Raw genomic sequence first — 14,506 nt, forward strand, 5'->3', positions numbered from 1 at the left:
TAACAAACAAGTTAACTTTTCGTCGTTTTACTAACATCTTAAACTTAGTTTAATAATGAATCAGTCTAAAACATTTTTTCTTGGCATATTGTTTTTAGTTGCAATTTTTGCTTCCTTTAAAATGTATAAAGGTGAGCAAATTCAGGCACAACATAAAAATGATTTAATTGAACTTTCTGGCGTTCAATATGGTTTGTTAAATGTTGATACTTGGGAAAATCTATTGGCAGACATCATTGTTGTTAAACTAGAAGATTTTGAAAATGATGATGCTGGAAACGAAGAAATGAAAAAAAATGTTTCTGGATTGTTAAAAACTTTGATTGATGATTATGAAAAGACGGTAGAAAAGAAAAATGCTGGTGGACTTTTTGCTTCCGTAAAAAAAACATTATATGCTTCTGCTTTTGACGGAATTAGAGATGATATTCCTGCACTTACCGAAAAAGTAATGGCATTTTTAGATGTTAAAAATAATAAAGACGGAATTAAAGAATACATTGTTTTACTCTTAAAAAAGTACACAAATAATTCTTTTTCGAGAACAGATTACTCAAAAGTAAATACAATTATAAAAAAGCACGAAGGAACAACTAGCAAAAACACAGTAACTATTTTACAAGAAAAAATAATCAATCAAAACGAGGCGTCAAAAAATTATAAGATTGTTTTAGTAATTGCTTTTTTTGGATTTGTTTTACTACTTTTCTTTGGTAAAAACTTCTCAAAATTTGCGTATTTAATTACCATATTTTTTAGTTTTCTATTACTGTTTTTGGGAGTTACATTACCAATGATAGAAATTGATGCTCGTATTTCTGAAATTAGTTTTTCGTTTTTAAATGAAACTATTATTTTTAAAAATCAAGTGCTATTTTACAAAAGTAAAAGTATTTACGAAGTGGTAACATTAATGATGGCACAACGTAAATTTGATTTGGTTGCAGTTGGAACATTAATCTTTTTATTTAGTGTGTTGTTTCCAATCACAAAATTAATTTCTTCAATCTTATTTTTAAGTAGTCAAAAATTAAAAGAACATAAAATCATTCAATTTTTCATTTTTAAAACGGGTAAATGGTCAATGGCAGACGTTTTTGTAATTGCAATCATTATGGCTTTTATTGGTTTTGAAGGAATTGTTACCGATCAACTAAATCAATTAGAATCATTTACTGAATCTGCAGATATTTTAACAACAAACAATTCTAGTGTACTTTTCGGATTCTTTTCTTTTACAGCTTTTGTATTGCTAAGTATTGCTATTTCTCACAAACTACATCAAAACAAAGCTACTCTAAAAACATTTAATAGAGAAAGTCATTCATTTTAACTATTTTTAATTTTTAATTAAATTTTTTGATGATGAAAACAATGACTTGTAAACAATTGGGTGGCGCTTGTGATGTAGCTTTCTCTGCAAATACTTTTAAAGAAATTGCAGAATTAAGCAAACAACACGGAATGGAAATGTTTCAAAAACAAGATGTTGAACATTTGCAAGCAATGAAAAAAATGCAAGAGTTAATGCAATCTCCAGAAGCTATGCAACAATGGTTTTCTGAGCGTCAAAAAGAATTTGAAGCTTTATAAAATTTAAAAATTACATCATGAAAAAACTAACTAAAGAAGACATTTCTCCAGAAGTTTTTGATTTATATGACGATTATGCTCATAATAAAATCGACAGAAGAGGTTTTGTTGAAAAATTAGGATTGTACGCAGTAGCAGGAATTACCGTTCCGTCTTTACTAAGTTTTATGTCGCCAAATTACAAAGACACAAGTACTGTAAATTCGGATGATGAACGCATAGATTCTGATTACATCAATTACAATTCTCCAAAAGGTGGCGGAACTATAAAAGGTTTGTTATCCACTCAAAAAAATGTTTCTAAGAAATTACCCGGAATTGTTGTTGTACACGAAAATCGTGGATTAAATCCATATATTGAAGATGTTGGTCGCAGAACTGCTGTTGATGGTTTTATTTCGTTAGCTCCAGATGCTTTAAGTCCGCTTGGTGGTTATCCAGGAAATGATGATGATGGAAGAACTATGCAACGTAAACGCAATCAAAATGAAATGTTAGAAGATTTTATTGCAGCATTTGAATATTTGAAAAATCATAAAGATTGTAATGGGAAAATTGGAGTTGTTGGATTTTGTTTTGGCGGATGGATTTCGAATATGATGGCTGTAAAACTTTCTGATTTAGCAGCTGCCGTTCCGTATTACGGAAGACAACCAAATGATGAAGATGCTGCAAAAGTAAAAGCGCCATTATTACTACAATATGCCGGTTTAGATAAAAGAGTAAATGCAGGTTGGGAAGCATATGAGAAAGTATTAAAAGCAAATAACATTGAACATCAAGCACATTTTTATCCAAATGTAAATCATGGTTTTCATAACAATACAACACCAAGATTTGATAGACCTGCAGCAGATTTATCATGGAAAAGAACCATTGATTTTTTTAATGAAAAGTTGAGTTAAGTATTTATGAATAGATTTCTTAAAATTGATGTCCTTTTTTTAGGATTTCTTTTAATTACAACCATTTTATTAGTTTTTTCTTGGAATCAAACCCAAAATGTAGTTGAGTTATTACTAATTAGAGGAATTGTTTTTACAGTAAGTTTGGGTTTTATTTTTTTAAATCCGATTGTAAAATCTTCACTATTTAATCTTTTTAGAAATATCTATCCAGTTTTATTTGCTGGATATTTTTATACAGAAACCGTACATTATAATAAACTGTTTTTTAATAATTTAGACTCCATTTTTATAGAAATCGATCAATGGATTTTTGGTTTTCAGCCAAGTATAAAATTTTATGAATATTTTTCTAGTTCATGGTTTTCTGAGCTCATGTACTTTGGCTATTTTTCATTCTATTTTATCATTATTGGCTTTATTTTTTTCATTTACTTTAAAAGAAAAACTCTTTTTTTAGATAATGTATTTAAAGTTACTTTTTCATTGTTATTTTTCTATTTTATTTTTGCTCTTTTCCCTTCTGCTGGACCACAATTTTATTTTGATTTACCAGAAAGAGCTGTTCCAACAAACGGATATATTTTTCAGAAAATAATGCATGCAATACAAGCTGGAGCAGAACAACCAACTGGTGCTTTTCCAAGTTCTCATGTTGGTGTAACCGTTGCTATTTTACTATTAGCAAGAAAAACATTGCCATTGTTTTTTAAAATTTGTTTGCCAATAACTTTCCTTTTAATTTTATCAACTGTTTACATTAAAGCGCATTATGCAGTTGATGCAATATTTGGACTTTTAATTGCTCCATTCATCTTATATGTTGCAGATTTTGTGTATCATTATCAATTCAAAAAGAAAATTTTTTCAAATTAAATTTATGATTCATCTTAGAGAAGTCGAAAACTATAAAGATTTAAGAACTTTTATAAAATTACCGTATAAAATTCATAAAAATCATAAAGAATGGTTGCCACCGTTAGTAACAGATGAATTTAAAGTGTTTGATAAAAAGAAAAATCATTCTTTTGAACACTGCGATACAATTATGTATTTAGCACTTAAAAATGGAGAAGTTGTTGGGAGAATCATGGGAATTATCAATCATGTTTACAACAAAGGGAACAACGAAAAAAATGCTCGTTTTTGCTATTTAGAATGTTATGATGATGCTGAAGTTTTTGATAAACTAATTGAAGCAATTGAACTTTGGGGGAAAGAAAAAAATATGGAAAACATTGTTGGTCCATTAGGTTTTTCTGATAAAGATCCGCAAGGTTTTTTATTAAAAGGTTTTAAAGATCCTATGACAGTAATGGTTACAAATTGTAGTTTTGACTACATGATTCCACATACTGAAAGAAATGGTTATCAAAAAAAGCTAGATTTGTTTCAATACCGAGTTCAACTAGAAGAAAAAACAGCAGACATTTATATCAGAATTGCAGAACGTGCAACAGCTAGAGGTTTTAAAATTTTAGAATTTACCAAGTCAAAAGAAATAAAACCATACGTTAAAACGGTCTTTAATTTAATCAACGAAACATACACTGATATTTACGGATTTGCACCTTTAGATGATAGAGAAGCAACAGAATTTTCGAACAGGTTTTTACCATTATTAAATCCGAATTATATCAAATTAGTAAAAGATAAAAACGATGTTATTGTTGCATTTGTTGTAGCAATGCCAAACATAAGCGAAGGCTTTAAAAAAGCCAACGGAAGAATTTTACCTTTTGGATTTTTACATATTTTAAAAGCTTTAAAAACGTCTACACAACTAGATATGTTGCTGGGTTGTGTAAAGCAAAATATTCAAAATTCTGGCTTGGACGCTTTAATGGCAGTTTCGTTATTTGATTCTGCCAGAAAAGGAAATTTAACTGTAATGGACAGCCATTTAATTATGGAAGATAATACTAAAATGCGTGCTGTTATGGAACGTATGAATCACGAAGTATATAAGAAATACCGAATTTTCGAAAAAGCTTTATGAGCAACAATCCAACACTTGGCTTAAAAGAAAATTGGGTTCAGTTTACAATTTTAGTAATTGTAAATGCTTTTGTTGGCGGAATGGTTGGTTTAGAACGAACCATTTTTCCAAAATTTGCCGAACTCGAATTTGGCATCGCTTCTAAAACTGCAATTCTTTCTTTTATTATTGCATTCGGAATTACAAAAGCAATTACCAATTATTTTACAGGAAAATTAGCCAACAAATACGGTCGAAAAAACTTGTTGATTTTAGGTTGGTTTTTTGCAATTCCCATTCCTTTTATTTTGATGAATGCTACACATTGGAATTGGGTGATTTTTGCTAACATTTTATTGGGAATTAATCAAGGATTAACTTGGAGCAGCACTGTAGTTATGAAGATTGATTTAGTTGGAGAAAAAGACAGAGGTTTAGCAATGGGAATTAACGAGTTTGCTGGTTATTTTGCAGTCGGAATTGTGGCATTTTTAACCGGAATTGTAGCGCAGAAATACGGCATAACTCCATATCCATTTTATATCGGAATTGGAATTTCTGTTGTTGGATTATTACTGTCGATTTTATTTGTAAAAGACACACGAAAATTTGTCAATCAAGAACAAAAAATTGACACCACAAAAAAATTAGAAAACGTCTTTTTAGAAACCACTTTTAAGAATAAAAACCTAAGCGCAATTACGCAAGCTGGTTTGGTAAATAACTTAAATGACGGAATGATTTGGGGTTTATTACCCATTTTATTAATCAGTTTACAATTTGATACAAAAAGTATTGGAATTATTGCTGCGGTTTATCCTTCTGTTTGGGGAATTGGGCAATTATTTACAGGGAAAATGTCTGATGTGTATTCAAAAAAGAAAATGTTGTTTTGGGGAATGTTATTACAAGGAGTTGCAATTATTTCTATCGTTTACACTACAAGTTTTATGAGTTTGGTTTTTATTGCGGCAATTTTAGGATTTGGAACTGCGTTGGTATATCCAACATTTTTATCCGCAATTGCGGCAACTACTACTCCAACACAACGAGCAGAAAGTATTGGTGTGTTTCGTTTATGGCGAGATTTAGGTTATGCAATCGGTGCTATTTTATCAGGAATTATTGCTGATATTTGGGGAATTGAATACGCAATTATTTCCATCGGAATAATTACAGTTCTATCTTCTTTTGTCATTAAGTTTAGAATGACAAATTAAAAAAAGTAATAAATAATCAATTAGTTTGAACTAACTTTCTTTTCAATATTAGCGTATCCAATTAATATAAACAAAACAATAAGAGTAATCACATGATACATATTTAATGATACATCATTTAAAATATCATACGTTGTTTTAATAATTGTAATTGTACTTAATATTATTAAAGTCTTACTTATTTTATTTATAGATTTAAACAAAAATGATAAAGAAAAATATATCACTAAAATACAACCTATAAAGTTTAACCATAAATAACTAATTATTGGCTTCTGATCTATACTTTCAAATTGGTAAATTCCAAAATAATAAATTAAAAAAATGAGTATTTGAGTAATTAATGCAGCATTAAAGACAGATTTACCATTTACTTTTTTAAAGAAGAAAGCCAATAAGAAAATTCCCAATACATTTCCATAGAAAATAGAACCAATAATATTTACCAACTGAATTAAGTTATCAAACAAATTGGCTACACAGGCAACTAAAATGGCGAGAACTCCCCAACCCAATGTAAACCATTTCGACATTTTTACATAATGTTCTTCTGATTTTTCTCCTTTTACATTTCGTTTGTATAAATCTATGGCTGTTGTACTTGCCAACGCATTTAATTCTGAAGCTGTTGATGACATTGCTGCGGACAAAATAACTGCTAATAATAAGCCAATTAATCCTCGAGGTAAATTGTTTAAGATAAAGTGAATAAACACGTAATCTTTATCATTCGTTTCAACAGAGTCATCCGCTTTACTAATAACTACTTTTGCTTGTTCTTTTAATTCTACACTTTTAATCTCTAAAGCTTTAATTGCGGCTTTATCACTTGCCTGAACACCATTTAATACAAGCGCCTTTTTATCGGCTTCAATTTGTTTATATTGATCTTCCAACCCTTTATATTCAGTAGCATATTCAGAATTCATCACTGCTTCACTTGCTGTTGGATTAAAGTTTAATGGAGCAGCATTGAATTGATAAAAAACAAAAACCATTACTCCAACTAATAAAATAAAAAACTGCATAGGTACTTTTAACAGTCCGTTAAATAACAAACCTAACTGACTTTCTCTAACTGATTTTCCAGACAAATAACGTTGCACTTGACTTTGATCTGTACCAAAATAAGAAAGCATTAAAAATGTTCCACCCAAAAAACCTGTCCAAACAGTATATCTATTTGATAAATCAAACGAAAAATCGAGCACTTCCATTTTTCCGCTTGCACCAGCAATATCTAGAGCTTTTGAAAACGAAATATCTTGAGGAAGTTTATCAACAATCATAAAAAATGCGATAAACATTCCCAAAAAGATGATAAACATTTGTTGTTTTTGTGTGACACTTACTGCTCTTGTTCCGCCAGAAACCGTGTAAATAATTACTAAAACTCCAATAATAATATTTAGCGTTACCAAATCCCAACCCAACACAGCAGATAAAATAATTGCAGGTGCAAAAATGGTAATTCCGGCTGCCAATCCACGTTGAATTAAAAATAAAATGGCGGCTAAAGTTCTTGTTTTTAAATCGAAGCGTCCTTCTAAATATTCATAAGCTGTATATACTTTTAATCGGTGATAAATTGGAATAAAAACCAAACAAATAATTACCATAGCAATTGGCAATCCGAAGTAAAATTGCACAAATCCCATTCCGCTATGAAAAGCTTGTCCTGGTGTTGATAAAAAGGTAATTGCACTCGCTTGCGTTGCCATCACCGATAAACCAATGGTCCACCATTTTGTATCGTTTCCTCCTTTTATAAAATCTTGTACACTTTTGTTTTTTCTTGTTTTATATGCACCATAAATTACAATAAAAGATAAAGTAGCAGTCAATACAATCCAATCTAATAATTCCATAATTTATGTGCTTAATTTGAAAAATATGTGGTTATAAAATAAAATAAAATGATATATATAAAATTGGCAATCAACACAACGCTGTATATTTTTTTCCAAGGACGTTTTTCGGTTTCCATAATTTTATTGTTTTATTAAAATTGTCATTCCTGCGAAGGCAGGAATCTTTTAATTAAATATACTTTTTCTAATAGTGAGATTCCTGCTTTCGCAGGAATGACAGCAGCATTTTTTTTTATTTTTTTTAAAAAAATTATTAGAACTGACAGATTATTATTCTTTAATTTTTTCTTCTTTTTTAATATTCTCTTTTCCAATAGACAGCATATTTGCAAAGATTTTATACGCTCCAGAAACACCAGCTGGCAATTCTCTAAAGAAACTTAATCCTGTGTACATATAATGTCCTTTTCCATATTTTGCTACCAATAAACTTCCGTTTCTTGCTGGTTCTCCTTTATCATTCATTGATAAAATTGGTGTAAACTCTTTTCCCCATGAATTCGGAAAATACAATCCGCGTTCTTGCGCCCAACCATCAAAATCTGACGCTTCTATTTTATTTGGAAAATTTAATAACGAATGTTTTTTCGCCAACATTCTAACTTCGGCAGTTTCATCGGTAACTCGATCTCTAGAAACTTTTAAGTGATAAGGTGCACCAACATCAATTCCGCTTCTTCCACTAGTATTGTATTGCACAATCATATTTCCTCCTTTTTCTACATAATCTAACAAGAATTTTTGTTTAAATTTTAAAGCATCAACTGTGTTATAGGCTCTAATTCCAAGAACAACAGCATCAAACTTATGTAAATTTTCATCATTAATTTCTGTTGGGTCAATTGTAATTACATTATAACCAATTTGACGTAAACTTTCTGGAATTGCATCTCCAGCGCCAGCAATATAACCAATATAACTTCCGTTTTTCTGAATATTTAATCGAACAATTTTTGCTTCAGAACTCAATAATACAGATTGCTTCGGAATGTGATTGTAATTAATTTCTATCAATTCTTTGGTAAACGTTTCACCATCAATAGTTGCAATACTTTTTAAAATTCCTTCCGATTGATTTTTTGGCGGCGTAACTATAAAATCTACAGTTACATTATCTCCTTTTTGAGCGATAGAAAACGGAATTTGTTTCGGAGAAATCGTCCAATTTGTTGGGACTTCTAAACTGACAACACCACTTACATTTTTTGTTCCTGCTCTTACAGAAACCTCAACTTTTTGTGGTGTATCATCAGAAAAAATAATGACTTTATTATTTAGTTTTGTAGTTACTTTTGGCAATACTTCAAATGGCTCATAAATTTCGCCAACATCACTTCTAGAATATCTGTACACAACATCTTTTGTAAATGAAATAGTATGTTTCCAAATATTTAAATTGAATTGAACTTGAATTGGTCTGTCTGATTCTGGTTTTCCTATTTGTAATTGATTTTGTACAGCATACATTCCTAAAGTTCCTTTATTTTGCAACCAATAAGGATCTGAATACGGTTTGTTTTTTAATTGAATTTTATCTGTAATATTTACACGAACATTATTTTTTAATGTTTTTTCGGCCGGTTTTACAATCGAAGTTCCGTTTTCTATAAAACTATAACTTTCTAAAATTGTTGGAATACTACTTCTATTTAAAGCTTCAATTTTTATGGTAACTTCTCCGTTTGGTGTTGTGCTTGAACTTGTAGCTGAAACTTCTAAATACAATCCAGCAGCAGCTTCAATAATTTCTTTAATTTGTTTAATTTTAATTTTTCTCCAATGAGAATCTTCTAATAATTTAATTTTCTCATACGCTTTTAATAAATCTGGCAAATGAATTGATGGATATGAAAAATCGAAGTTCTTTTCTACATCATATAAAATTGCACCAATTTCTCCGCCGCCTTTTATACGATTCCAAGTGGTATTAATCCCCGAAAAAATATCATTTTTATCTTTAGGTTTATCGCCTTTTAAAAATTCAACATATTCAAGTTGACTACCACGTGTTGTTAATCTTCCAAAACCTTGACATAAATGTTGGCTGCTTGCCAATGCAGCAACTTCGTTATTAGACAAACCTTTTAACGGATAATAAGTACCAACATTAAATCCTGTTAATTTTCCTTCTGTTGCTTTTTTAAATTCTGCATCGCTATTAAAGAAAAAACGTCCTGTATTATAAAACAAGCGTTTGGGTTGCCAAGTTTCTGTGTGTTTTAATTGGCTTGAATATTTGGTTGCATCGTTTGCTAAATCAAAAGCTTCAACACTTAAAAGTGCAGAAGTTGTGTGATGACCGTGAGTTGTTCCTGGAGTTCTATGATTAAATCTGTTGATTATTACATCTGGCTTAAAAGTTCTAATTGCCCAAACTACATCGCTTAAAACTTTATCTTTTTCCCAAAATTCTAACGTTTCTTTTGGATGTTTAGAATATCCAAAGTCATTTGCTCTTGTAAATAATTGTTCGCCGCCATCAATTTTTCTGGCTGCTAATAATTCTTGTGTTCTTATTAAACCCAACAATTCTCTAATTTCTGGACCTATTAAATTTTGTCCGCCATCTCCACGCGTTAAAGACAAATATGCTGTTCTTGCTTTTTCATGATTTGCCAAATAGGAAATTAATCGTGTGTTTTCATCGTCTGGATGTGCAGCAATATATAAGGCCGAACCTAAAAAATTTAATTTTTGGATTTTTTCGTAAATCTGATTAGAAGATAATTTTTGTGGTTTTTGAGCAACCAATAACACAGAGAAAAGAAGTGTAATTAGTGTGAAATATTTGTATTTCTTCATTAAAAAGTCTTTAAGTAGTCAAAACAAATATAGTATTTATATGTTTTGTTCAGAATTCTTAAAAAAGCATTAACATAATTATAACAATAAACTAAGATTATAATAGAAACATAATTATTGTCTGTTCGAGCGGAGTCGAGAACTATTAAATAAAAAAAGAGGTCTCGGATCTCGACTCCGCTCGATATGACAATCTCGAACTAACATTCCTCAATCAAATTAGTATCGAAATATCTTTTGTTTGAAAAGTGTTCTAGATATAATTTCAATAAAACAATTGAAATCACTCGAACTAACAGATAATTTTCTTCATCAATAAATCGTTTAAAAACTGTTGATAAATATATTTTTAAAATCACTTATTTAGAATATATTTGTAGTTCATTTCTTTTTTGAAAAACTGAATATGAAGTGTTTGACTTTTTAGTCTTTACGTAAAAAAACAAAATCAATGAAATTTATAGTATCAAGCTCGCAATTATTAAAGCAACTTCAAGTACTTGGAGGCGTAATTAATAGCAATAATACATTACCAATTTTAGATAATTTCTTATTTGAATTATCAAAAAACGAATTAAAAGTTTCTGCATCAGATTTAGAAACAACCATGAGTGCTGTTGTAGAAGTAGAATCAGATTCTAAAGGTTCTATTGCAGTTTCTGCGCGTTTGTTATTAGATACGTTGAAAACATTTCCAGATCAGCCTTTAACGTTTAAAACTGAAGGAGAAAGCGCTATTGAAATTAGCTCTGATCAAGGAAAATACGACATGGCATTTTTTAGCGGAGAAGAATTTCCGAAAGCCGTTTCATTATCTGCTCCAAGCACAACTGTTATTCCGTCTGCTATTTTAGCAAACGCAATTTCTAAAACAATTTTTGCTGCTGGAAACGATGATTTACGTCCAGTAATGAGCGGAGTTTTCTTTCAGTTTAGCCCAGAAAGTTTAACATTTGTTGCAACAGATGCACACAAATTAGTTAAATATACGCGTACTGATGTTACTGCAAATGAAAGTGCAGAATTTATTATGCCAAAGAAACCGTTGAACTTATTAAAAGGAATTTTAAATGGTTCTGAAAGTGATGTTTCTATTGAATACAACAACTCAAACGCAAAATTTACGTTTGATAATTTTGTATTGGTTTGTCGTTTAATCGACGGAAAATATCCAAATTACGAAGCTGTTATCCCGAAAGAAAATCCAAATAAATTAACTGTTGACAGAGCTTCATTTTTAAATTCTGTACGTAGAGTTTCTATTTTCTCTAGTAAAACTACGCATCAAATCAGATTAAAAATGGCAGGAACAGAATTGAACATTTCTGCAGAAGATTTAGATTACGCAAACAAAGCTAACGAGCGTTTGTCTTGTGATTATCAAGGAGACGACATGCAAATTGGCTTTAACTCTCGTTTTTTAAGCGAAATGCTAAACAACTTAAGTTCTAATGATGTATTGATAGAAATGTCTTTACCAAACAGAGCCGGAATCTTAACTCCGATTGACGGAACAGACGAAGGAGAACAAGTTACCATGTTGGTGATGCCAGTGATGTTGAATTCTTAAGAAACAAAACATATATTATATAAAGAAAGCATCGTTTAATTACGATGCTTTTTTTTAATATTCCCTTCGTTTAATTAACTATACTCTCATTCCAACTGAAACGGATGAATCTCATGGTAAAGATTTTTCGACTTCATTTTATTTCGCTCAAAATGACAATTATTTTTGCTTACATTTACTTCAATGAATTTCTTAGCACACTTATATTTATCAAACAATCACACCAATATTTTAATTGGTAATTTTATTGCAGATCATATTCAAGGAAATCATTTTACACACTTTCATCCAGAAATTCAGCAAGGAATTGTATTGCATCGACATATCGATACGTTTACAGACAGCCACAAAACTGTTCGTAAAAGTAAACGACGACTAAATGCTAGATACGGACATTACAAAGGGGTAATTATCGATATTTTTTACGATCATTATTTAGCTAAAAATTGGCCCGTATATTCCGATGTTCCGCTTGATGTATTTGCACAAAATGTATATCAAATCTTGGATAATCGAAAAGAGCAACTTCCAAAAAAAACACAAGAACTATTACCTTTTATGATCAAACATAACTGGTTGTACAATTATCAATTCTTAGATGGAATACAACAGGTTTTAAATGGAGTGAATCGTAGAACTCAGCAAAAATCACAAATGCACCTCGCTTTAGAAGACCTAAAATTACATTATAAAGAATTTGAAGAAGATTTTACACTTTTCTTTGAAGATTTGCAATTATTTTCTAAACAAAAATTAAAAGAAATCTCAACAATCACGTAATTCGTAATCCATAATTCGTCAATTATTTAAAGATTTACGTATCTTTTCCAACCAAAAACTAATACAACTCAATCAAACTTAACAAATACATCATGAAAAAATTACTTTCAATCCTATTCATTGCAATTCTATTTGCAAATTGTACAGATAAAAAAGAAGATAAAGTTACAGGTTTAATTGCCGAAAAAGCAATGGTTGTTTCTGCTCGCGTAGAAGCTTCTCAAATTGGATCTGACATTCTAAAAAAAGGTGGAAATGCCTATGACGCAATGGTTGCAACGCAATTGGCTTTAGCTGTTGTATATCCAGTTGCTGGAAATATTGGCGGTGGCGGATTTATGGTTTACAGAGCAAATGACGGAAAAACCGGAGCGTTAGATTTTAGAGAAAAAGCACCTTTAACGGCAAGCCGAGACATGTATTTGGATAAAGAAGGAAATGTAATTCCAGGCAAAAGTAGTTTTGGAGTACATTCTGTTGGAGTTCCTGGAACTATTGCAGGAATTTTTGAAGTATATAACAAACTTGGAAGTTTACCTTTTGAAGAATTGATTCAGCCGTCAATCGACATGGCAAGAAACGGTTTTAAGGTTACAAAAAAACAAGCAAGTGCTTTAAACGGAACACGTAAACGTTTTGAAAAAGCAAACAATTATAAAATTTTGTTTGATAGAGAATGGAAAGAAGGAGATTTATTACAACAAGAAGAATTAGCACAAACTTTAGAAAGAATTAGAGACAACGGTCAAGATGGATTTTACAAAGGAAAAACCGCAGAATTGTTTGTGAATTATGTAAAAGAATTAGGCGGAATTATTTCTTTAGAAGACTTGGCAAAATACACAGCTGTTTGGCGTAAACCAATTGAGTTTACTTATAAAGGTCATAAAATTATTTCGATGACATTGCCAGCAAGTGGCGGAATTTGTATTGCACAAATTTTAAAATCGATTGAACCTTATGATTTAACAAAGATAGAACACAACTCTACAAAATATGTACAATTATTAACAGAAGCTCAACGTAGATCTTACGCAGATAGAGCGCATTATTTAGGTGATATTGATTTTGTAAATGTACCAACAGATAGTTTAATTGCAGATTCGTATATTAAAAGAAGAATGAGTACTTTTTCTTGGGACAAAGCAACAAAATCATCAGATGTTTCTAATGGAAAAATTTTAGGACACGAAAGCGATCAAACAACACATTATTCTATCATCGATCAGTTTGGAAATTCAGTTTCTGTTACAACAACTTTAAATACAGGTTACGGTTCTAAAGTATTGGTTAAAGGCGCAGGATTTTTCTTAAATAACGAAATGGATGATTTTAGTGCAAAACCTGGTGTACCAAATGTTTTTGGGTTATTAGGTTCTACTGCAAATGAAATTGCTCCAGAAAAAAGAATGTTGAGTTCTATGACTCCGACTATTGTTGAAAAAGACGGAAAATTAAGAATGGTTGTTGGAACTCCTGGTGGTTCTACAATTATTACTTCTGTGGTACAAAACATTGTTAATGTTATCGATTATAATATGGGAATGCAAGAATCTGTAAACAAAGCTCGTTTTCATCACCAATGGATGCCAGATAATGTTAGAATGGAGCCAAACGGATTTGATAGTATAACCAAAGCAAATTTAAATAAATTGGGATACGAAATTATTGAAAGAAACTCCTTAATTATTGGTAGAGTTGATGCAATTTTAGTGTTGCCAAACGGAAAATTAGAAGGTGGCGCAGATCCTCGTGGAGATGATGCTGCTGTTGGATTTTAAATTTTA

Annotated in this window: 11 protein-coding genes; 9 read left to right on the top strand and 2 right to left on the bottom strand. The window is 30.6% G+C overall.

Translation table 11 applies throughout. The features are described 5' to 3' along the window. Positions 1-55 precede the first annotated feature (55 nt). The 6 genes from ABDX67_RS04385 to ABDX67_RS04410 are packed head-to-tail and all read left to right on the top strand — an operon-like array spanning position 56 to position 5,696. The gene (locus tag ABDX67_RS04385; RefSeq protein ID WP_347173757.1) at positions 56-1,333 is read left to right on the top strand and encodes a paraquat-inducible protein A; all 1,278 of its coding nucleotides are present in this window, start codon (positions 56-58) and stop codon (positions 1,331-1,333) included. A 41-nt stretch (positions 1,334-1,374) separates the two neighbouring features. Continuing rightward, a complete protein-coding gene (locus ABDX67_RS04390) occupies positions 1,375-1,593 on the top strand; it encodes a DUF1059 domain-containing protein (protein WP_347173758.1) in 219 nt (72 codons plus the stop codon). Positions 1,594-1,610: 17 nt separating this feature from the next. Next, positions 1,611-2,498 carry a dienelactone hydrolase family protein gene (locus ABDX67_RS04395; RefSeq protein ID WP_347173759.1) on the top strand — a complete coding sequence of 296 codons (888 nt, stop codon included), beginning with the start codon at positions 1,611-1,613 and terminating at the stop codon, positions 2,496-2,498. Between the two features lie 6 nt (positions 2,499-2,504). Then, complete coding sequence (locus ABDX67_RS04400; protein ID WP_347173760.1) at positions 2,505-3,374, top strand: phosphatase PAP2 family protein; 870 nt, start codon at positions 2,505-2,507, stop codon at positions 3,372-3,374. A gap of 4 nt (positions 3,375-3,378) precedes the next feature. Continuing rightward, on the top strand, positions 3,379-4,497 hold the full coding sequence (locus tag ABDX67_RS04405; RefSeq protein ID WP_347173761.1) for a hypothetical protein: 1,119 nt from the start codon (positions 3,379-3,381) through the stop codon (positions 4,495-4,497). After that, positions 4,494-5,696 carry an MFS transporter gene (locus ABDX67_RS04410; RefSeq protein WP_347173762.1) on the top strand — a complete coding sequence of 401 codons (1,203 nt, stop codon included), beginning with the start codon at positions 4,494-4,496 and terminating at the stop codon, positions 5,694-5,696. The genes ABDX67_RS04405 and ABDX67_RS04410 overlap by 4 nt, the downstream gene beginning before the upstream one ends. 20 nt (positions 5,697-5,716) lie before the next feature. On the opposite strand, the gene ABDX67_RS04415 is transcribed toward ABDX67_RS04410, so the two are convergent. Continuing rightward, positions 5,717-7,564 (bottom strand): sodium:solute symporter family protein, encoded by a 1,848-nt coding sequence (locus ABDX67_RS04415; protein ID WP_347173763.1) that lies wholly within the window; start codon positions 7,562-7,564, stop codon positions 5,717-5,719. A 273-nt stretch (positions 7,565-7,837) separates the two neighbouring features. Next, complete coding sequence (locus ABDX67_RS04420) at positions 7,838-10,369, bottom strand: PIG-L family deacetylase (protein WP_347173764.1); 2,532 nt, start codon at positions 10,367-10,369, stop codon at positions 7,838-7,840. Between the two features lie 451 nt (positions 10,370-10,820). Between ABDX67_RS04420 and dnaN the strand changes: the two genes are divergently transcribed. The 3 genes from dnaN to ggt all read left to right on the top strand — a co-directional run bounded on the left by dnaN (position 10,821) and on the right by ggt (position 14,500). Further along, positions 10,821-11,939, top strand: a complete 1,119-nt coding sequence (dnaN, locus tag ABDX67_RS04425; protein WP_347173765.1) for a DNA polymerase III subunit beta — start codon at positions 10,821-10,823, stop codon at positions 11,937-11,939. A 183-nt stretch (positions 11,940-12,122) separates the two neighbouring features. Then, on the top strand, positions 12,123-12,719 hold the full coding sequence (locus ABDX67_RS04430; protein WP_347173766.1) for an acyl carrier protein phosphodiesterase: 597 nt from the start codon (positions 12,123-12,125) through the stop codon (positions 12,717-12,719). A 92-nt stretch (positions 12,720-12,811) separates the two neighbouring features. Continuing rightward, on the top strand, positions 12,812-14,500 hold the full coding sequence (gene ggt, locus ABDX67_RS04435) for a gamma-glutamyltransferase (RefSeq protein ID WP_347173767.1): 1,689 nt from the start codon (positions 12,812-12,814) through the stop codon (positions 14,498-14,500). The last annotated feature ends 6 nt before the right edge of the window (positions 14,501-14,506 follow it).

This window comes from Polaribacter uvawellassae, assembly GCF_039748955.1.
GTDB classification, from domain to species: domain Bacteria; phylum Bacteroidota; class Bacteroidia; order Flavobacteriales; family Flavobacteriaceae; genus Polaribacter; species Polaribacter uvawellassae.